Source organism: Caldisericum sp., assembly GCF_049967455.1.
GTDB classification, from domain to species: Bacteria; Caldisericota; Caldisericia; order Caldisericales; family Caldisericaceae; genus Caldisericum; species Caldisericum exile_A.
Map to the genome: position 1 here is coordinate 1 of NZ_JBMFSR010000001.1, position 21,344 is coordinate 21,344.

Annotated in this window: 20 protein-coding genes, 1 tRNA gene and 1 other RNA gene; 19 read left to right on the plus strand and 3 right to left on the minus strand. The window is 33.3% G+C overall.

All coding sequences use genetic code 11. The annotated features are described in order from the left end of the window. The first annotated feature begins 83 nt into the window (after nt 1-83). The 6 genes from tmk (at nt 84) to hutU (ending at nt 6,412) form a co-directional block, all read left to right on the plus strand. Nucleotides 84-674, plus strand: coding sequence for a dTMP kinase (gene tmk, locus ACP5SP_RS00005; protein ID WP_416084541.1), 591 nt, complete (start codon nt 84-86; stop codon nt 672-674). After that, nucleotides 671-1,603 carry a PEGA domain-containing protein gene (locus ACP5SP_RS00010; protein WP_424586433.1) on the plus strand — a complete coding sequence of 311 codons (933 nt, stop codon included), beginning with the start codon at nt 671-673 and terminating at the stop codon, nt 1,601-1,603. The genes tmk and ACP5SP_RS00010 overlap by 4 nt, the downstream gene beginning before the upstream one ends. A gap of 20 nt (nt 1,604-1,623) precedes the next feature. Beyond that, nucleotides 1,624-1,889, plus strand: an RNA gene (gene ffs, locus ACP5SP_RS00015) — signal recognition particle sRNA large type. A 29-nt stretch (nt 1,890-1,918) separates the two neighbouring features. Further along, nucleotides 1,919-2,206: a MoaD/ThiS family protein gene (locus tag ACP5SP_RS00020; RefSeq protein WP_416084539.1), complete on the plus strand. Its 288-nt coding sequence runs from the start codon at nt 1,919-1,921 to the stop codon at nt 2,204-2,206. 15 nt (nt 2,207-2,221) lie between these two features. Further along, the gene (locus ACP5SP_RS00025; RefSeq protein ID WP_424586432.1) at nt 2,222-4,750 is read left to right on the plus strand and encodes a cation-translocating P-type ATPase; all 2,529 of its coding nucleotides are present in this window, start codon (nt 2,222-2,224) and stop codon (nt 4,748-4,750) included. Nucleotides 4,751-4,759: 9 nt separating this feature from the next. After that, nucleotides 4,760-6,412 (plus strand): urocanate hydratase, encoded by a 1,653-nt coding sequence (gene hutU / locus ACP5SP_RS00030; RefSeq protein ID WP_424586431.1) that lies wholly within the window; start codon nt 4,760-4,762, stop codon nt 6,410-6,412. 3 nt (nt 6,413-6,415) lie between these two features. Here the strand turns inward: hutU and ACP5SP_RS00035 are convergent. Then, nucleotides 6,416-6,492 (minus strand) — tRNA-Arg (locus ACP5SP_RS00035). A gap of 117 nt (nt 6,493-6,609) precedes the next feature. Between ACP5SP_RS00035 and ACP5SP_RS00040 the strand changes: the two genes are divergently transcribed. The 13 genes from ACP5SP_RS00040 (at nt 6,610) to ACP5SP_RS00100 (ending at nt 19,726) form a co-directional block, all read left to right on the plus strand. Then, entirely contained in the window at nt 6,610-7,902 is a 1,293-nt protein-coding gene (locus tag ACP5SP_RS00040; RefSeq protein WP_424586430.1) for a nucleotide sugar dehydrogenase, read from the plus strand. Then, nucleotides 7,899-9,338, plus strand: a complete 1,440-nt coding sequence (locus ACP5SP_RS00045) for a WecB/TagA/CpsF family glycosyltransferase (protein ID WP_416084535.1) — start codon at nt 7,899-7,901, stop codon at nt 9,336-9,338. Before ACP5SP_RS00040 ends, ACP5SP_RS00045 begins: the two co-directional genes overlap by 4 nt. After that, nucleotides 9,335-10,345 (plus strand): polysaccharide pyruvyl transferase CsaB, encoded by a 1,011-nt coding sequence (gene csaB, locus ACP5SP_RS00050; protein ID WP_424586429.1) that lies wholly within the window; start codon nt 9,335-9,337, stop codon nt 10,343-10,345. Before ACP5SP_RS00045 ends, csaB begins: the two co-directional genes overlap by 4 nt. Before the next feature lie 136 nt (nt 10,346-10,481). After that, complete coding sequence (locus ACP5SP_RS00055; RefSeq protein ID WP_428066278.1) at nt 10,482-10,970, plus strand: ComF family protein; 489 nt, start codon at nt 10,482-10,484, stop codon at nt 10,968-10,970. 11 nt (nt 10,971-10,981) lie between these two features. Continuing rightward, nucleotides 10,982-12,229 (plus strand): serine hydroxymethyltransferase, encoded by a 1,248-nt coding sequence (gene glyA, locus ACP5SP_RS00060; RefSeq protein ID WP_428075779.1) that lies wholly within the window; start codon nt 10,982-10,984, stop codon nt 12,227-12,229. 10 nt (nt 12,230-12,239) lie between these two features. After that, nucleotides 12,240-12,866, plus strand: a complete 627-nt coding sequence (gene upp / locus ACP5SP_RS00065) for a uracil phosphoribosyltransferase (RefSeq protein ID WP_424586426.1) — start codon at nt 12,240-12,242, stop codon at nt 12,864-12,866. After that, on the plus strand, nt 12,863-13,837 hold the full coding sequence (locus ACP5SP_RS00070) for a glycosyltransferase family 4 protein (protein WP_428075781.1): 975 nt from the start codon (nt 12,863-12,865) through the stop codon (nt 13,835-13,837). Before upp ends, ACP5SP_RS00070 begins: the two co-directional genes overlap by 4 nt. Beyond that, nucleotides 13,837-14,964 (plus strand): non-hydrolyzing UDP-N-acetylglucosamine 2-epimerase, encoded by a 1,128-nt coding sequence (gene wecB, locus ACP5SP_RS00075; RefSeq protein WP_424586424.1) that lies wholly within the window; start codon nt 13,837-13,839, stop codon nt 14,962-14,964. The genes ACP5SP_RS00070 and wecB overlap by 1 nt, the downstream gene beginning before the upstream one ends. After that, nucleotides 14,951-16,210, plus strand: a complete 1,260-nt coding sequence (gene murA / locus ACP5SP_RS00080) for a UDP-N-acetylglucosamine 1-carboxyvinyltransferase (protein WP_428075783.1) — start codon at nt 14,951-14,953, stop codon at nt 16,208-16,210. The genes wecB and murA overlap by 14 nt, the downstream gene beginning before the upstream one ends. After that, complete coding sequence (dapF, locus tag ACP5SP_RS00085) at nt 16,188-17,003, plus strand: diaminopimelate epimerase (protein ID WP_416084528.1); 816 nt, start codon at nt 16,188-16,190, stop codon at nt 17,001-17,003. Before murA ends, dapF begins: the two co-directional genes overlap by 23 nt. Then, nucleotides 17,000-18,112 (plus strand): alanyl-tRNA editing protein, encoded by a 1,113-nt coding sequence (locus ACP5SP_RS00090; RefSeq protein ID WP_428075785.1) that lies wholly within the window; start codon nt 17,000-17,002, stop codon nt 18,110-18,112. Before dapF ends, ACP5SP_RS00090 begins: the two co-directional genes overlap by 4 nt. Further along, a complete protein-coding gene (locus tag ACP5SP_RS00095; protein ID WP_424596449.1) occupies nt 18,112-18,414 on the plus strand; it encodes a LapA family protein in 303 nt (100 codons plus the stop codon). The genes ACP5SP_RS00090 and ACP5SP_RS00095 overlap by 1 nt, the downstream gene beginning before the upstream one ends. A 100-nt stretch (nt 18,415-18,514) precedes the next feature. Then, nucleotides 18,515-19,726, plus strand: a complete 1,212-nt coding sequence (locus ACP5SP_RS00100) for an MFS transporter (protein WP_428075787.1) — start codon at nt 18,515-18,517, stop codon at nt 19,724-19,726. Here ACP5SP_RS00100 and ACP5SP_RS00105 read toward each other — a convergent pair. Together ACP5SP_RS00105 and ACP5SP_RS00110 are read right to left on the minus strand one after the other, a co-directional pair. Further along, nucleotides 19,713-20,444: a tetratricopeptide repeat protein gene (locus ACP5SP_RS00105; protein ID WP_424586419.1), complete on the minus strand. Its 732-nt coding sequence runs from the start codon at nt 20,442-20,444 to the stop codon at nt 19,713-19,715. The genes ACP5SP_RS00100 and ACP5SP_RS00105 overlap by 14 nt on opposite strands. Before the next feature lie 9 nt (nt 20,445-20,453). Further along, nucleotides 20,454-21,308 (minus strand): VIT1/CCC1 transporter family protein, encoded by an 855-nt coding sequence (locus tag ACP5SP_RS00110; protein ID WP_416084523.1) that lies wholly within the window; start codon nt 21,306-21,308, stop codon nt 20,454-20,456. Between the last annotated feature and the right edge of the window lie 36 nt (nt 21,309-21,344).

Sequence of the window (21,344 nt, forward strand, 5' to 3'; positions counted from 1 at the left end):
CTTATCGAAAAATATGGGCTTGTTACAGAACTTGTTGGCCTGAAGCCACATATGAGGCTTATCATTTATCCAAGGAGAAAATAATGTTCATCACTTTTGAAGGAATAGATGGCTCAGGAAAATCGACACAAGCAAAACTTTTGAAAAATAATTTAGAGAAACTCGGTTTTGAAGTAATCCTTACAAAAGAACCAGGAGGAACTGAGTTTGGTAATTACATAAGAAATATTATATTAAGTATAGAAATGGACCCTGTTTCAGAATTCTTGCTTTTTGCATCCGATAGAAAAACTCATGTTAGAGAAATTGTTAAGCCTAATTTATCGAAAGGCTTTATCGTAATTTCAGACAGATTTCATGACAGTTCCGTTGCATACCAAGGCTATGGAAGAGGCGTTTCAATCGATTTCATTCATTACGTCCACAACTTTATACTTGAAGGAATTATCCCGAATCTTACAATTATTATTGATATTAATGAGAGATTGAGTTTCGAAAGAATTAAAGACGCAGATAGAATAGAAAAGTTAGGAATTCATTTTCTTAGAAATGTAAGAAACGGATATCTACAAATTGCCAGACTTGAAGAGAGATTTTTTATAGTTGATGGAAGTAAACCCGTTAAAGAATTGGAAGAGATTATTCTTAATAAGGTATTGGAGAAACTAAAATGAAAAAAATATTAATTCTTATACTTTTGCTTTTTGTTTTTATAATTGGCTTTGTCCTGTTTAAAATGCTATCAAAAGAAAGCGGAAGTATTTCGGTAAATTCTTATCCTCAAAAGGCTTCAGTCTATATTAACGGAGAGTTAAAAGGAGAGACACCTCTTGTAATAAATTCACTTCCCTTTGGTACTTATGAAGTTCTGATAAAACTTGAAGGATACAAAGAATATAAGGAAGAAGTAGTGCTTTCGAGTACAAATCCTAATGCTCTTGTAAACACAATTTTAGAACATGCCGTTTTCACAGTAAGCGTTGACTCTGATCCAACAAATTCTCCTGTTTATGTTGATGGTGTTTTAAAAGGTAAAACTCCTATGTTAATCTCTGATTTAATTGCAAATCAAAATCATATAATCGAAGTAAAACACGAAAATTACAAGAATTGGAAACAAATAATCACTGGAAACTCGAATGAATCAATAAACTTATTTGCAAAACTCGAACCTATTACAACTGAAATTATTGTAAATTCTATTCCTGATAAAGCAACAGTATTCCTTAACAATGCTGAAGTTGGTAAAACACCACTTGATCTAAAAGATTTACCTGAAGGAAAATATATTTTAAGAGTAAGCCTTCCTCAATATGAACCCTATATAGAAGAAGTGGAAATTAAGAAGGGAATCACTTTAAAGCGTGATATTGCCCTTACAAAGGCAAAGTACTATATTGCAATTTCAAGTAATCCGTCTGGTGCAAAAGTATTTGTCGATGGAGTTGATATGGGTATCACTCCTTTTGAACAAACTTCTATCACGGAAGGAAAACATAAAATTCGTATAGAATTAGATGGTTATCTTCCATATGAGACAGAAGTTTCAGTGATAGAAAATCAACCAACTGTCATTTCAATTAATCTTTTAAAATTACCTTAAAACTCCTATAATATATTAGGTCGTGCTAAAGCGGGGAGATAGCGGTGCCCTGTAACCCTGAACCCGCTAAACAGGGGCTGACAATCTGCAGGAAGGCATTTTGTTGTAAGCCAAGGCTGATTGAAAGGGCGATGAAGGCAGGACCTCAAGCAACATTGACTCTTAAACCCCGTGAGTTCCGGAAGGACGCAGCGGTAAGAGAGTCTAATGTTTGGCTTGAGAAAATCTTGCTGGAGTCTCGTAAATCAGTACAGCTTGTAACAAAATGTCAACCGCAGACGCACGGCCTTAGTCTTAATTAAGGAGGCCATCATTATGGCAAGAGTAACAGTCTTTTTACATGGTGATTTGCAAGAAAAGTTTGGCGTAGAAAGACTGCATTTAAAAGTTGACAATGTTAAAGAATTAATAAATGAACTCAAGGATAAATTTCCAAAACTTGAGGAAGATGTTAAATTTGGAAGACTGATAATACTCATAAACGGAAGAAATATCGAAACTCTTCTAAATGAAAACACAAAATTCGAAGATTTTGACTTGGTTAGTTTAACCTTAAAAGATGGCGGCATGATTGATTTCTTTCCACCTGACGGTGGCGGGTAAAAACGGGAGTAAAACATGATTGACCTTAAAAATCTTAGGCAAGAGTTAATTGAGAGTGGGTTAACTACTCAGGAAGCAGAAGAAAAACTTAAGCAATTTGGAAAAAATGAATTGCCCGAAGGCAGAAAAGAAACTTTACTTCAAAAATTTATAAATCAATTTAAAAACTTCCTTATCATAATTTTAATTTTTGCAAGCATTATTTCTGCTTTCTTTGGAGAATTTGTTGATTCAATTGTTATTCTTGCAATTGTCATTCTAAATGCAATACTTGGTGTCATTCAGGAACAAAGAGCCGAAAATGCGCTTGAGAAAGTCAAGAAACTAACAAGTCCTACAAGTACTGTTCTAAGAGATGGAAAAATTACAAAAATACCTTCAAATGAAATCGTTCCTTCTGATATTTTACTTTTAGAAGCTGGCGATAAAGTGCAAGCAGATGGAATCGTAGTAAAAGAGGTTAGCCTTTTTGTTGATGAATCAATGCTAACAGGTGAGTCAGTTCCTGTAAAAAAGAATTCCTGTTTAGGTGAAATAACGGAAGATTGCAAGGTTTATATGGGTACAACAGTTGTTAAAGGAAAGGCAAGAGTTTTAGTTACAGAAACAGGAATAAATACGCAACTTGGGAAAATCGCAACCAAAATAAGCGAAACCAAGAAAGAGAAGACACCTCTTGAAGTACAACTCGATAATATTGGAAAATTGCTAGGAATTCTTTTCCTTATTGTAAGCGCAATCATCTTTATGTTAGGTTGGCTAAGAGGTGGAAAAATTTTAGATATGCTTCTCACAAGCGTGTCCCTTGCTGTTGCAGCAATTCCCGAAGGACTTCCAGCAGTGGTAACAATAGTTCTTGCTATTGGTGTATTTGAGATGGCAAAAAGAAATGCAGTAATAAGAAATCTTCCCGCTGTTGAGACGTTGGGAGCAGTTACGTATATTTGCACCGATAAAACAGGAACGCTAACTCAAAACAAAATGAAAATTGTAGCAGTTTTTGAAGACGGAAAAATCAACTCTGAGTTAAATATTAGTGAAAGACTTAAAAGGGCAATGATTTTGTGTAATGATGCCGAAAAGGATAGGGGAGATCCAACAGAAATTGCCCTCATAGATTTTATTGACGACAAAGAAATCCGAGAAGTAAGGTCAAAATTCGAAAGGATTTCGGAAATTCCATTTACCTCTGAGAGCAAAAGAATGACTACTATACATAAATTTGGAAACGAATATCTTGTTGTTTCAAAAGGTGCTTCTGAGGTCATTTTAGAACTTTCGAAATTTGCAAAAATAGATTCTAAAATTGTAGAACTTTCGATTGAGAAGAAACAAGAGCTTCTAAAAATAGTTGAAGAAAATGCTGCCAAAGGTCTCAGAATCCTTGCATTTGCAGATAAAATAATTCCAAACCTACATGAAGCAACTGAAGAGAACCTTGTTTTTCTTGGCTTTGTAATGATGAAAGACCCGTTAAGAATGGAAGTAAAAGATGCAATAGATAAATGCAGGAGCGCTGGTATAAGACCGGTAATGATAACTGGTGATCATCCAATAACTGCATATGCAATTGCAAAAGAACTAGACTTTCCAGAAGGAGAAGTTTTGACAAGTTCCGATCTTGAAAATATTTCAGATGATGAGTTAACAAAAATTGTTGAAAACGTAAGTATTTTTGCAAGAATAAATCCACTCGATAAGTTGAGAATAGTTGAGGCCCTTCAAAAAAAGAACGAAGTAGTTGCAATGACAGGAGATGGAGTCAATGATGCCCCGGCGCTGAAAAAAGCAGACATTGGGGTTTCAATGGGACTAACAGGAACTGAAGTTGCAAAAGAGGCATCTGATATGGTTCTTCTTGACGACAATTTCGCAACGCTTGTTTCTGCTGTATTCCAAGGACGTACAATATTTGAAAATATAAGAAAGTTTATTGTATATTTGCTTTCCTGCAATATTGCCGAAGTTATGATTATGTTTTTTGCGCTTCTTTTAGGATACCCACCACCACTACTTCCATTACATCTTCTCTGGCTAAACCTTGTAACTGATAGTTTTCCTGCTCTTGCATTAGGAATGGAAAAAGGAGAAGAAGACTTGATGAAAAAACCTCCTCGTGGGAAAAAAGAACCCATTCTTACACGTTATCACTATGGAATCATAATCACTCAGAGTATTGCAATTACATTGTCAACTCTTCTAGGTTTTATACTTAGCTACAAAAGAACCGGAAACCTTGATGAAGCAAGAACAATAGCATATATGGTCCTTGTTATTTCAGAACTTTTGAGAGCGTATTCAGGTCGTTCTTTCGAAGGGTATCTCTTTAAAATTGGCGTATTCTCAAATATGTTTATGAACTTTTCGTTTGTATTCGGAATTATACTATTGTTAGCAACAATTTATGTACCACAGTTAAGATTTATTTTTAAAAATACGCTTCCCACAGTCTTAGAGAGTTTAGACATACTCCTTCTCGCTTTTATTCCATTTGTAATATCTGAAGTTTCTAAGATAATAAGGAAAGATGAATATGGTAGATAGGAGGTAGGTATGGAAAGAATTATTAAAGCACCGAGAGGAACAACATTAACATGTAAGAGTTGGCAAACAGAAGCACCGTTGCGTATGCTTATGAACAATCTTGATCCAGATGTTGCAAAGGATCCGGCAAATCTTATCGTGTATGGTGGCACAGGTAAGGCAGCAAGAAATTGGGAGTGCTTCGATGCCATTATTGAGACCCTCAAAGAATTAGAAAATGATGAAACACTACTTGTTCAATCTGGAAAACCTGTTGCTGTATTCAAAACAAATGAATGGGCGCCAAGAGTATTGATTTCAAATGCAATGCTTGTGCCAAAATGGGCAACCTGGGAGTATTTCAGAGAACTTGAAGAACGTGGTCTAACAATGTATGGACAGATGACTGCTGGAAGTTGGATTTACATAGGAACTCAGGGAATCCTTCAAGGAACTTATGAGACATTTTATGCAGTTGCAAAAAAATATTTTGGAAATACCTTAAGAGGCAAAATTGTTGTAACCGCAGGATTAGGGGAAATGGGAGGAGCTCAACCACTTGCAGTCACACTTAATGATGGAATAATTATTGCAGTTGAAGTTGATAAGAAAATGATCGATAGACGATTAAAGACCGGTTACCTAGATACCTGGACTGAAAGTTATGAGGAAGCAATTAAAATTGCTTTAGAACACAAGGAAAAAAACGAGCCAATTTCAATAGCTTTACTCGGCAATATTGTTGATGTCTTACCGCGGATGCTAAAGGAGGGATTCATTCCAGATATTTTAACTGATCAAACCGCAGCACACGATCCACTGAATGGTTATGTTCCAAAGGGATTAACTGTTGAAGAAGCAAGTACTATGCGGAAAGAAAAACCAAGCGAATATCTTGAAAGAGTTTATGATTCAATGGTTGAACATGTAAGCACGATGGTTGAAATGCAAAGACATGGCTCAAAGGTGTTTGAATATGGAAATAATTTAAGAAGAAATGCTTTTGACCATGGAGCAAAAGATGCCTTTGAAATTGTTGGTTATGTTCCTGAATATATAAGACCATTGTTTTCTGAAGGAAAAGGACCTTTTAGGTGGGTTGCTCTTTCCGGAGATCCTGAAGATATATATCTAACAGATGAAATTGTTCTAAAGCTTTTCCCTTACGATGAACATCTTAAAAAATGGATTGATCTTGCACATAAGAAAGTTCATTTCCAAGGATTACCAGCAAGAATTTGTTGGTTAGGACAAGGTGAAAGAGAAGCATTTGGTATTGAAATAAATAAATTAGTTAAAAATGGTAAATTAAAGGCACCAATTGTAATAGGAAGAGATCACCACGATACTGGATCTGTTGCATCGCCATATAGAGAAACTGAAAAAATGCTTGATGGATCTGATGCAATTGCGGATTGGCCAATTCTAAATGCGTTACTTAATGCTTCATCTGGTGCAACTTGGGTATCAGTACATCATGGTGGTGGAGTTGGTATTGGCTACTCAATACACGCTGGTTTTGTTATAGTTGCAGATGGAACAGACTTAGCTCACGAAAAACTTTCAAGAGTTCTACATAATGATCCAGCAAGTGGTGTTGTAAGACATGCAGATGCCGGGTATGAAATTGCAATAGAAACCGCAAAGAAACACAACATAAAGATGCCAATGCTCAAGAAATAATAATGGCGCGCCCAGCAGGAGTCGAACCCGCAACCGACGGTTCCGTAGACCGTTGCTCTATCCAGTTGAGCTATGGGCGCGTCCTTTCTAATTATATAATCTATCAATAATTTTTGCAATATTCAAAAAATCATTTTGAAAAATAAGTATTTTAATATAAAATACCCTTTGGAAATCAATTTTTTCGGAGGTTTTAAATGGAAAAGATTGCAGTAATAGGACTGGGGTTTGTAGGCTTACCATTATCTCTAACATATTCGCTTCATGGAATAAAGGTTATTGGAATTGATATAAACAAAGATTACATTAACCAACTTAAAAATGGCAAAACGCATGTATTTGAAGAATACAATGGAAAGCATATCGAACAAATTCTAAAGGAAAGCTTAGAGAACGGACTGTTCGAACCAACAGACTCATACGAGTTGGGCTTAAAAGATGTTCGTAATATTATTGTAACTGTTGGAATTCCAATAGAAAATGGAGTTGTTAATTTAAATGTTTTTGAAAACGCAATGAAATCTATAGGAAAAAATTTAAAAAAGGATGCCCTTGTTCTAATAAGATCAACTGTTCCTCCCCTTACCACAAAAAATATTGCAAAACCATTAATTGAGGAAGTAAGCGGATTAAAAGAAGGTAAAGATTTTTATCTTGCCTATTCATCTGAAAGAATTGCTGAAGGAAAGGCATTTGAGGAATTTCAAACAATGCCTGTTGCAGTCTCTGGTTTAAGTGAGGAAGGAACAAAACGAGCAAAAAAACTTCTCGAACTAATAAATCCAAACATAATTGAGGCAAGTTCACCTGAAGTTGTAGAAATTTCAAAACTTATAGAGAATGCGTCAAGAGACGTTAATATTGCAATTGTAAATGAACTTGCAAATCTAACAAATGCATTAAGTGTTGATACAATGGAAGTTATACGAATTGCAAATACACACAAAAGAGTAAAACTTTTAACTCCAGGGATAGGTGTAGGCGGTCATTGCATTCCTTTTGCTTCAAAATACATTTTCTATCTAACTGATAAAATTGGGCTTGAAATGCCGCTCTTACATGCAGCACGCAGTGTCAATGACAGAAGACCTAAAGATATTGCAGATATTATAGAGAAAGCGTTAACAAATCTAGGTAAAAGCCTTAATAACGCAAAGATTGGCTTTCTTGGAATTGCAATGAAAGATAATTCATCTGATGTATCGGAAAGCCCTGCAATAATGCTAAAAGAAATATTGAAAGGAAAAGGAGCAGAGGTAACATTTTTTGACCCTAAGGTTAAAGGAAATTTTTCCGAAGCCGAAAAAGACTTTGAAACATTACTTAGAGGAAAAGATGTCATAATTATACCAATCATCCATAACGAGGTAAATTACGATATAAACACGTGGAAAAATTTCCTCAAAAAAGATGCAGTCATTTTCGATGCAAAGGGAATAATAGACAAAATAAAGGCAACTAACTTGGGGTTCCATTATTATACTATATGAGAATTGAGATCTTTGATATACCAGTTGATAATCTTACCAAAAAAGAAGCAGTTCAATACATAGAAAGAATGCTTAATGAAAAATGTCCTCATTTTGCTGTAGCAATCAATCCTGAAAAGGCACTAAAAGCATACCAAGACGAAGATTTACTTAATATCATTAAAAATTCAGACCTAAACTTTATAGACGGAGTTGGAATTATATTTGCTGCCAAAGTATTTAAAGGTATAAAAATAAAAGAGCGTGTTACAGGCATCGATCTTTTCACTGAATTACTGAAAGTGGCTGAAGAAAAAAGTTATAAAGTTTACTTTCTTGGAACAAAAGAAGAAAGCTTAAAAAAGGCAATTGAAAATATCAAAAAGGCTTTTCCAAGCTTACAAATTGCAGGTTTTCATAATGGTTTTTTTAATGAGGAAGATAAGATTATTGAAGATATCGCGAAAAGCAATGCTGATATTCTCTTTGTTGGGATGGGATCTCCAAAACAAGAAAAATTTATCTATAAAAATCTTGAAAAACTGAATGTAAAATTCGCTATGGGAGTTGGTGGAACATTTAATGTCTACGCAAACGAATTTAGAAGGGCACCAAATATAATCCAAAAATTAGGCTTAGAATGGCTATACAGATTTATACTTGATCCAAAAAGACTTCCACGTATTTTGACACTGCCTGTATTTCTTAAAGAAGCCTATAAAAGGAGATTTACTCCCAAAAAAGAAGTTGAATTTTTAGGCATAAAAGTTTCTAATAGATCTTTAATCGAGAACCTTGACATAGTTCAAGGGTTTATAAACAAAAAAGAATTTCACCTTATAGTAACCATAAATGGCGAAATGCTTTCAAGAGCAATAAGCGACAAGGAGTTTTTAAACATACTTAAAGAGGCAGACCTTGTTATTCCAGATGGCATTGGAGTTGTACTTGGTGCAAGAAGATTTGGCGAAAGAATAACACAAAGAATTCCAGGAATTGAATTTGCATGGGAATTATTACGTCTTGCTGAAAAAAAAGGATATAGAGTATTCTTTTTGGGTGCAAAAGAAGAAATACTCCAATCTGCTATAAAAAAGATAAGAGAAAAATTTCCTAATTTAGAAATTGTCGGTTATCATAATGGCTATTTTAAAGATGATAATGAAATAAGAAAGGAAATTATAAATTCGAAGCCAGATATTCTTCTTGTTGGAATGGGCGGAATAAAGCAGGAAAAATGGATTATCAAAAACAAAGATTTAAATGTACCAGCCAATATTGGGGTAGGCGGCTCTTTCGATGTTTGGAGCGGAAAAGTAAAAAGGGCTCCCGCTTGGGTAAGAAAACTTGGAGTAGAATGGCTCTACAGAACAGTTACTCAGCCCGAAAGAATATGGAGACTAAAAAATTTAGTTGTTCTTTCTTTTAAGTTAATTGTAGGGAGGATTGACGATTGAAAGCGGTTATTTCCGGATATTTTGGTTTTGGTAATTTGGGAGACGAATCAATAAAAGCTGTCCTTGAAAGAGAGCTACCGAAGATAAACATTAAACCTGTTTTTCTAACAAAGAGTAAGTCAAAGGAAAATGAAATTATTAGAACAAATATTTTTGAAATAATTAATGAAATAAAAAATTCTGACATACTTATTTCAGGCGGAGGTGGACTTCTCCAAGATAAGACAAGCTCAAGAAGTCTCTATTACTATCTATCACTTCTTAAACTACCTAAAATATTTCGGAAATACAGCACTGTTTTTGCTCAAGGCGTTGGCCCAATTACAAAAAATGTTGACAGGAAAATATTAAAAAGTATTCTCGATACTGTAGATCTAATAACAGTAAGAGACAATGAATCTAAAGAACTCCTCAAAAGCATTGGGGTAAGAAAAGAAATTTTTGTAACGCAGGATCTTGCATTCTTGTATGAGCCAGCAACACAAAAAGAATTTAATTTTGATGAACCATACAACATTCTTCAGATAAAGGGTAACGAAAAAATAGATCTCGAAGAAGTTGCAGATATTGCTCGCTTTATGCACTATAGAACAGAATATGAGACAATTTTAGTGCCATTTTACAAAAATATTGACCTTGATGTTGCAAAACGAATCGAGGAAAAGACGAAATTCAAGGTTGTAGTTCCAGAAGATATTGATGAAGTATTTGCAATATTTAGAGGGGCAAAATTTATTGTGGGAATGCGTTATCACTCTGTTGTGTTCTCTTTACTACTTAAAAAACCAATTTTGCCCATTTTTTACGATGATAAGGTAAGAAACATATCACATTTATTTGAGATAGAAGGCATAGATATAAAAGACCTAAAATTATCATATTTCTCAAGAGCCTTTATTAACTTATTGCAAAAGAATGATTTTGAGGCAAAAATTGAGGATAAATTAACGACTGCAAAAAAAGATGCAAAAAGAAATTTTGAACTACTTTTACAACTACTACGTTAAAGAATTTTTTCTAGAGATAGTTTCTCCAGCACATTGTGTTGTTTGCGGAAAAAAATTGTTTGATAGTAATTTCATTTGCGAAAGTTGCAAAAACAAAATCATTTTTAATGAATACCCTCTCATTTCAAGAGAAGAAATGGTATACTATTATGGAATGACACGTTATACTGGGGTAATGGAAGAACTTATAAAAAAATTTAAGTTTAATGGCTATAAGGCTTTGTCAAAATTTCTCTCTTCTATTATCATTAATTTTATTAAAACAAATAATATAGAATTTGACTTTATAGGCTTTGTTCCAATGTCAAAAATGGAGTTTAAGGAACGAGGATATAATCAAACATATCTCCTTGCAAAAGATGTATCGTTTGCTACCCAAAAACCTATTATTAGAAGTATCTATAAGATTAAAGAAACAAAAAAACAAACTAACCTATCTAAAAATGAAAGAATTCAAAATTTAAAAGATGCATTTGTCATTAAAGAAGCAATCATGGGAAATATTTTGATAATTGATGATGTTTATACAACAGGAACCACTGCAAAAGAAATTACGCATGCTTTCAAAAAAGTTTTAAAAAATGGCAACATCTATTTTATTGCATTGTCCCAAACATTTAATTAAGGAGGTAAAAAATGAGGATTAAGGATGCAGACTTTGAATTAGCGCAAGCAATGCAAAATGAGCTTGAACGACAAAGGACAAAACTTGAACTCATTGCATCAGAAAACTACGTAATGGAACCAGTTCTCGAAGCCCAAGGTTCTGTATTAACCAACAAATATGCAGAAGGATATCCAAATAGAAGATACTATGGTGGGTGTGAGTTTATTGACATAGTGGAAAGTTTAGCCATAGAAAGAGCAAAAAAACTATTTAAAGCAGAAGGTGCAAATGTTCAACCCCATTCAGGAACACAGGCAAATTTTGCAGTGTATTTTGCAACAATGAATCCAGGAGACACACTTCTTGGTATGGACCTTTCTGCAGGGGGACACTTAAGTCATGGAAGCCCCGTGAGCATAACTGGCAAGTACTTTAACGCAGTCCATTATGGTGTCGAAAAAGAAACAGAACTTATTGATTATAATCAGGTAGAAGATCTTGCAAAGAAGTATAAACCTAAGATTATCATTGCTGGTGCAAGTGCATATCCAAGATTTATTGACTTTGAAAAGTTTGCAACAATTGCCAAAAGCGTTGGAGCATACCTCATGGTTGATATGGCTCACATTGCAGGTTTAGTAGCTGCGGAAGTCCATCCAAGCCCAGTTCCTTACGCTGATTTTGTGACGACAACTACTCACAAAACGCTAAGAGGACCAAGAGGTGGAATGATCCTATTCAAAAAAGAACATGAAAAAATAATTAACAAATCAGTTTTCCCTGGAATTCAAGGAGGACCGCTTGAACACGTAATTGCAGCAAAGGCTGTTGCATTAAAATTAGCGGAGACTAATGAGTTTAAGGAATACCAAAAACAAGTAGTAGCAAATGCAAAGGCTCTTGCAAATGCACTAATTAAACGAGGTTTTAGATTAATTACAAACGGTACAGATAACCACCTTATTTCTATTGATTTGAGATCCAAAAATATAACCGGAAAAGAGGCTGAGAAACTTTTAGACTCAGTAAATATCACCACCAATAAAGAGTCAATCCCCTTTGATCCTCTTCCACCAACAGAAACAAGTGGCTTAAGATTAGGAACTCCAGCACTTACTACACGAGGAATGAAAGAAGCCGAAATGGAACTTATAGCAGATCTTATCGACCGAGCAATTAGCTCAAGAAATGATGAAAAGAAATTAGAAGCAATAAGAAACGAAGTGTCAGAGTTAACTAAGCAATTTCCTATTTACAATAACATATCATACATTTAAAGGAGGAGAAATGGAGAATGTAAACTTAATAAAGCATCCACTTATACAGCACAAACTAACTTATCTAAGAAAAAAAGAAACTAACCCAAAAGAGTTTAGAGAGTTAGTAAAGGAACTCTCTGCTCTTATGGTTTACGAAATATTTAGAGACACAAAACTTAAAGAAGTAGAAATAGAGACCCCCATTGAAAAAACAAAAAGTTATATAATTGACGAGGATATTGCAATAGTTCCAATACTCCGTGCAGGAATTGTAATGGCAGAAGGTATTCTTGATCTCATCCCTCAGGCTCGCGTTGGCTACATTGGTATTTATAGAGATCCACAAACGCTTGAACCTGTTGAATACTACAGCAAACTTCCAATAAATATTGAAAACTCTTCAGTTTTTATTGTTGACCCAATGCTTGCAACAGGTGGATCTGCTTCAAAGGCAATTTCAATTGTTAAGGAAGCAAAAGCAAAAAAAATATATTTTGTATGCCTCATCTCTGCTCCTGAAGGAATCATGAAAATAGAACAAGACCACCCCGACGTAAAGATATACACTATAGCAGTTGACGAAAGGTTGAATTCACACGGATATATAGTGCCCGGATTGGGAGATGCAGGAGACAGGCTTTTTGGAACGAAATGAAAGAAATTATCGCCTTTATTGATGAAAACTTCTTCAATATTTCCTACTATTTTCTCATAGGGTTTTTCCTCTCTTCCTTCTCAACACCTCTTGCTATCTTTCTTGGAGACAAATTTGCAATAATAGATTTACCCAAAACGAATGATAGAAAAAAAATACACAAAGAGCCAGTACCACGTTCAGGAGGAATTTCAATTTATATAACAATTTTAATCCTCTTTTTCATCCTTCAAAAATTCAACAGACAATTTTTAGGAATAATTTTAGGTGCAACTGTTTTATTCTTTGGACTTTTGTTTGATGATAAATATGGTCTAACGGTTAGACAAAAGTTTTTAATTCAATTTTTGGGGGCATTTATTGCAATTTTTACAGGAACTCAATTCACACAGATAACAATTCCCTTTACCGATACAATAATTAAGTTGGGCATTCTTGGTAGTATTTTAACAGTGCTTTGGATTGTTGGTCTAATTAATGCAATAAACATAATAGACGGACTCGATGGGCTTGCTGCTGGAGTTTCTGCTATAGCTTCGTTCTTCCTTGCAATAACTGCCATGTATAAAGGGCACTTAGACCTTGCCTTAATTCTAATTGGCCTTTGTGGAAGCCTTGTTGCATTTCTCATTTATAATTTTCACCCAGCTAGAATCTTTTTAGGTGACTCAGGTGCAGGACTTTTAGGATATATGCTTTCAATAATCTCTATTGTTGGTGCATATAAAACAACAACATTAATTTCAGTTGCTCTCCCGATATTTGTTCTTGGTATACCAATTTTGGAAGTATCAACTTCAATCATAAGAAGAATAATGCAAGGAGGATCTCCATTCAGGTATGATACAGAACACATACATTACAGGCTTTTAAAAAAAGGCTTTTCTCAAAAGAAAATTGCTTTAATATACTATACAATTACTTTAATACTTTCTTTAGCTGGAGTCTTACTTGTATTTGGGGTGAAATAATGAAAAAGAAAGTTTTTCTGATTTTTGGAACAAGACCTGAAGCAATCAAGATGTATCCTGTCTATAAAGCCCTAAATAAATTCAAAGAATTTGAAACAAAAGTAGTTATTACAAGCCAACATCAAGAAATGCTAAGACAAGTAATTGAACTTTTTAATATTAAGGTTGACTATGACCTCAAAGTAATGGAAGAGAAACAAACACTGACAAAGATAACTAACAAGGTCCTAACAGGCTTAAAGGACATATTTGATACTGATCGCCCAGATATTCTTCTTGTGCATGGAGACACAACAACAACTTTTGCCTCAGCCCTTGCTGCATTTTATGAGAAAATTCCTATAGGACACGTTGAAGCTGGTCTTAGAACGCATAATAAATATTCTCCTTTTCCTGAAGAGATGAATCGAAAATTAACCGATACCTTAACTGATTTATACTTTGCACCAACTGAAAAAGCAAAGGAAAATCTACTCAAGGAAGGTGTAGAAGAAAGATCAATCTATGTAACAGGAAATACTGTTGTAGATGCACTAATAGAAATCTTACAAAAAGATATAAAAACTAACTTACCAATTAATGAGGATGAAAAGTATATAGTGGCAACTGCACATAGAAGAGAAAATTGGGGTAAACCAATGGAAGAAATTTGTTATGCAATTAAATCTATTGCTGAAGAATTCGGAAACCAATATAAAATTGTGTTTTCTGTACATAAAAATCCAATTGTTCGAGAAACAGTAAATAGAATTCTAAAAGACACTAAAAATATCATTCTTGTTGAGCCAATGGATTATCTTACTTTTATTAAACTATTATCAAAAGCTACATTGATCCTTACTGATTCTGGCGGTATTCAAGAAGAAGCACCAACACTTAGAAAACCTGTACTTCTTATGAGGAATACTACAGAAAGACCAGAAGCAATAGAAAGTGGAATTGTAAGACTTGTTGGAACAAACAGAGAAAAAATAATCAGAGAAGTCAAAAAAATTCTTACAAATAAAGAAGAATATGAAAAAATGATTTCAAATAAAAATCCATTTGGTGACGGTAAGGCTGGAATTAGAATAGCTAAAATAGTCTTTGATTTTCTTTCGAACGGAGGAAAAAATGGAATATCTTGAAGTTAACGGTGGAAAAATACTCAAAGGAGAAGTCTTAATCTCTGGTTCTAAAAACGCTGCTTTTCCGGTTCTATCAGCATGTTTGCTTATTGAAGGAAAGTGTCATATTAAAAATATCCCCAATATACTTGATGTGAAAAAATTTCTTTTTCAACTTAAAAAGATTGGAGTAAATGTTTTAGAAGGAGAACATGAAGTTGAAATAGATGCATCGTCTTCGTTTAAACCAGAAATTCCTCCAGAAGAAACGGAAAATATAAGAGGAACTCAGACGCTTTTAGGTGCATTTATTGCACGGCATATGAAAGCTTCTATTGCTGGCTTAGGTGGATGTAATATAGGAAAGCGCCCCATTGATCAACATATAAAAGGCCTCGAAAGCCTTGGAGTGGAGATTAGTTGGGATAAGGGTATCTTAAAGGCACATTCTCCCAAAGGACTTAAAGGAAACAAGATATTTTTAGATATGCCAAGTGTAGGGGCAACGGAAAATATAATCCTTGCTTCGGTATTTGCCGAAGGAGAAACAATAATCGAAAATGCAGCAAGAGAACCAGAAATAAAGGATCTAATAAATTTTCTCAACCTCGCAGGTGCAAATATAGAAGTTAACGGAACTGGAAGCACAATCGTGGTACACGGAGTAAAAAAATTAAAACCTGTCGAATATTCAATAATTCCCGATAGAATCGAGGCTGCTACATATCTTATCCTTGCAGGCTTAACTAAAGGTAAGATTAAGATTAAAAATACCTTACCTTACCATCTTGAGGCGGTCATAATGAAATTAAAAGAAATTGGTCTTGATGTATCAGTCAATGAGAATGAAATTACTGCAAGCTATAAAGGAAGACTGTTACCTACATCAGTAAAAACTCTTCCATACCCAGGCTTTCCAACTGATGTACAATCTCAAATCTTGACACTGCTTACTCTTGCTAATGGATCAAGTGTTGTCACTGAAACAGTTTTTGAAAACAGATTTAGGATTGTAGACGATCTTTTAAAAATGGGCGCAAACATAAGAGTTGAAGGAATTTCTGCATTTATTACAGGTGTTAAAGAATTAAAACCCTCTGTTGTAACTGCTAAAGATTTACGAGGAGGTATGTCACTTCTTTTAGCAACACTATCTGCAAAAGGAACAAGCAAAGTATTAGAACCTGTGCACATCGATAGAGGATATGAAAGTTATATAGAGAAAATAAAAGGGCTTGGTGGAGATGTCGAAAGGAAAAATTCTTAAATTCTATAAATTTGAAGGAGCACTTAATGATTTTATTGTAATTGATGGACGCTTTAATAAGTTAGAAAATCCTGAAGAGTATGCAAAACTTCTTCTTGATAGACATGCTTCAATTGGTGGAGACTCTCTTTTGTATCTCGAAGAAAGTGATGTTGCAGACATTAAAATGAGAGTACTTGAAAAAGATGGCAGTGAATCACAAATGTGTGGCAATGGTGCTCGTTGCATTGGACTTTATTTTGAAAGATTTTATGGAATTGGAAACATAACAATTGAAACTTTGGCAGGAGTTAAAAAGGTAAAAAAGGTTTCTGAGAATAGGTTTGTAGTTTCTATGGGACCAATGCAAAAACTTGGAAATTTTGTTAACGGTCCCAGAAATGAATATGAACTAATTCATGAACTATTTTCTTTTAAAATATTCGTTGTAAATTCTTCCGAACCCCATGCAGTAATTCCCTTAAAGAGCATCAAAAGAATACCAAAAGAAAAGGGTCTTAAAATTTCAAAGAACTTCAAATTATTTCCTTATGGTATTAATGTTGATTTTATTGAAATTTTAAACGAAGAAACTATAAAAATTAGGACTATAGAACGTGGCGTATATGAAGAGACTCTTGCTTGTGGAACTGGAGCCGTTGCATCTGCGTATGTTTTTAACAAATTTTTAGGTGGGAAAGATATTGTCCATGTAAAAGCATTAGGTGGAGAACTCAAGGTTGAACTCGGCAAAAAGGAAAACTACTTAGAGGGAGAAGCACATTATGTTTTTAAGGGAGATATAGAATTATGATTAGTTATGATATACTCGAGTTTCAAGGAAAAGTTATAGGTAAATTTGAAAGCAAAGGAAAATTTTATGTTGAACTTGAAAAAACTAATTTTTACCCAGACGGAAAAGGAGGTCAACTTGGCGATAGAGGATTTATTGGAAATGCAAGAGTTCTTAGTGTAAAGGAAGACAATTCAAAAGTATTACACGAGGTTGAAACTTTAGATATTGAAGAAAATCCTACCTGTATTGTCGACAAAGAAAGAAGATTAGAAATTGCAAGAGAACATACGGCACAACACATTTTATCACAATCATTCCAAAAGCTTTACAATATAGAGACTTTAAGTTTCCATATGGGCGAAAATTATTCAACAATTGATTTAAATATAGAAAAACTGGGCGATGAAAAAATTGAAGAAGCTGAACTATTAGCTAACCGTATTGTTCTTGAAAATAGAGAGGTAAAAAAATATTACATTAATGAAGATGAACTCGAAAAGTTAAACTTGAGGAAAAAATTGGAAATCAAAGGTCCTATTAGAATAGTTGAAGTTGAAGGGTTTGACGTTTCAATGTGCGGTGGAACTCATGTTGGAAAAACTGGAGAAATAGGGATAATTAAAATTATAAAGGTAGAAAAAACCAAAAAGGATTTGACAAGAATCTACTTTACATCGGGATTAAGAACCTTAAGAACTTTCCAGGAAAAAACAAAGATAATTGACGAAATTTCAAGAATTTTAACAACAGGAGAATCAGAACTTAAAACAAAAATCAACAAATTGATAATTGAAAATAAGAAGCTTTTAGATCTCAATAAATATTTGGAAGAAAAATTTATAAACGAAGTTATAGTAAAATTATATAGCCAAAGCGAAATTAAGGAAGTTTTTGAAAATATTTCAAGAAAAAGTTTTGAGGTAATTGTTCATAAGACACAAAGTGCAGGTAAAAGTGGTTTCCTCGCATTAATAGACAAAGAAAGTCTTTTGGTTGCAATCATTAACGCTAATATCCACTTGCCTTACAAAAGCTTTGATATAAATGGAATTACTTTTTACACTATTGAAATAGTTAAAAAAGATGAAGCATTAAAAAGGCTATTAGAATTAAAAGGAGGTAACTAATGAAAAAATTAAATTTTTTCATTGTCTTGATTCTTATAATACTTCTTGCGACAATTCTTTTAATTGCACAAAATTATAATGAGATAGTTATAAATTTCCTTCTATTTAAGTTTAAAACAACAGTTGGTTTATTTGGAATTATAATGTTCTTCGCTGGAGCAGTTATTGTTTGGTTAGTTTCTCTAACTGTCCATTATTTAGAGATTTCAAATTTAAAGCGAAAACTATCAGAGTGTGAGTCAAAGCTAATAAAATCGGACAAATCACAAGAAGAAACTGAAGTGAAAGAAAAACAAAACTAAAAATAACTACTGATTCATTTTATTTCTATTGTTATATAACTAAAATTTTATTATAATATTTTGTTATATACTTTGTTTTCGAAAGTTTGGATGTGAAACTATGCTAAGAAAAGTTTTCCTCAATAATAAGAATGCAAGATGCTATATTGTTGCAAGTTTTATAATTTCAATCGGAACAGGCATATTTTTCCTTGCTTTAAATCTTTACTTGATAAACTTTGGAATCAAAAAAGAAATTATTGGTTTACTCAATGGTATATATTTTTTAGGTATTACAATTCTATCTCTATTTTCTGGATTAATTTCAAACATAGCAGGACATAAAAAAAGTTTCATCGTAGGTGTAATGCTTCAGTTTGTGGGAGAACTCGGATTAATTCTGACTAAAAATATTTTTGCCTTAATTTCTTTTCTATTCCTAATAGGCTTTGGTTCGTCGCTTTTTCTTGTAAATGAAGCACCATTCCTATCAAGGAATAGCACCTCTTATGAACAAACTCATTTATTTGGACTAAGCTTTGGAAGTATCGTTCTTGGTAATTTTGTTGGAGAGATTTTGGGAAGCACTTTGCCAAAAATATTGAATGAAAATCACATGTTTGGTTTAAGAAATGCCTTAATAATTGCGTCAATTCTTACTTTAAGTGGATTTTTATTTATAAATAGAATTGATGAAGAGTGGATTGTAGAAGAAGGTGAAAGTATAATATCCAAAATCAGAGATCCGCTCATAAAAATTTTTAGAGACGGAAAAGGTGTCAAAATTATAAGTATTTTTGTAATAAGTGAATTTCTAATGGGAATTGGTGCAGGTACAATGATCCCTTTTTTCAATCTTTATTTTATTGAGTATCAAGGCATTAGTTATGAAAAACTTGGAATTGTATTCGGTGCTCAAAGTATTCTTATTGCTATTGCCTCATTAATGGTGCCATTTATAACAAAAAACTCTAAAAAATTCTACACTATAATAGTTCTTCAAAGCCTTTCACTTCCTTTTATATTATTGCTTCTCTTTAAAAACCGAATTTTAGCAATTGTTTCATATCTTCTTAGAGGAATCTTCATCAATGCTTCAATTCCAATATATTCCTCCTATTACATGGAATTAATGGATGACGAGATAAAAGCAATTGCTTCAAGTGTAAAAGAAATATCTTGGAATTTTGCGTGGTTTTTAGGTGCCTCAATATTTGCGGTTCTAAAAGGAAATTATAAATACTCAATACTTTCCTTTTTCCTTTTTTATGCACTTGGAACTCTTTCCTTTTATTTTCTGTCAAAGAAAAATGCAAAAATTATGATTCTTTAGAATCGCTCTCTAAAGATTTTAAAATTTGAGACACGTTTCCAAACTTAGGATTTCTTAATTCAACACGCTCAAGATATTCTTGCGCCTTTTTTCTATCACCTTTTTGTAAGTAAGAAATACCTAAGCCATAAACGACGGCAAGTTCATCTTCATTCATAGGAGCATAAGGCGGATCATACAAAGAAAGATACTCAATGGCTTTATCAAAATCTTTACTTTCATAGAATATCGAACCTAATAATCTTACCATCTTTATTGTTAGTTTCTCCTCTTCAATTTCTATAAGTAATCTTTTAGCCTTTTCAAGATCTCCTGCAATGTACTCAAGCATTGACCCAATGAACCTTAAATAAGGCGTATCATGTTCATTTATATTTTCATAAATAATGTTTGCGACTTTTTTAACAGTATCCTTATACTTTGTTTTATTGTAAAATAACTTGTAAAGCTCCTCTTCGTTCTCATAGAGTTTTGCGGATTTAAGGATTTCTTCGTAAGACTTTTCGGGAATATTCTTTTCAATGTACTTAGAGGCAAGCGCAAGATGTCTTGAAGACTGATACTCATTTGTAGTTATAAACACTATATGAAGAATTGCTGCAATTACAAAAGAAATCAAACCAAAAAGTCTTTTCGTTGGATCAAACAGTGAAAAAAACGCAAAAATATAACCAAGAATAATGAAGGAAATAAAAATCTTAGGAACCCTTTTAATCATTTATCCTCCTTAAATACTAACATTGAATAATTTTCTTGCAATATAACCCAAAAGAAATGTAATTATAATAACTCCTATAATGACCAAAAACATTTCTGAAAATGTTCTTTTGAAACTTGTATCCTGAATTACTGAAACATAGAAGGAAAATACAACTACTATTAAAAAGCCAAACACAATTGAAAAAATAAATCCAATTATAAAATTGTTTACAAAGAAAAACGGTAAGACAAGCCCTAACACAACGAGAAAATATGCAATAAAAGTATAAACTGCTGCTTTGAGTGGATTTCTATTTGATAGAACATCGGTCTTTTTTGAAATATATTCAGATGCAGCCATTGATAAAGAAGCAGCAACGCCAGTGATAAGTGCAGCAACTCCAATCGTTCGAGAGTTTTGAAGTGCCGATGAAAGACCAGATATTGTGCCTGTAATTTCAACAAGAGCGTCATTCAGACCAAGAACAATAGAACTGACATAATGAACTCTTTCTTCTTCGATTAATTTTATCAACTCATCCTCATGCCTTTCTTCATCCTCTAAAACTGATAAAAACTCTTCATCATCTTTTGATATTTCTCTGTAAATTTCTACTGCATCATCTTCACTTCTTTCCATTAGTTTAATTACAAATATAACCCCAAAAATATAATAAAGAATTTTATAAAAAATAAATTGCAACAAATTTTCTTTAACATCAATATGATTGATTTTCTTCAAAAGAAGATAATGTTTAAACTCATCCTTTGAAATTTCCTTAAGTATCTCTTTGTTTTTTCCTTTTAGTTTTTCAGAAAGAAAATTATATATTTTAGCACCTGTTATTTCGCTTACTTGAGCTTCTACAAGTTTCTTATTCATACTTTAATTATATTTAAAAACTAACACAAGCCAAAA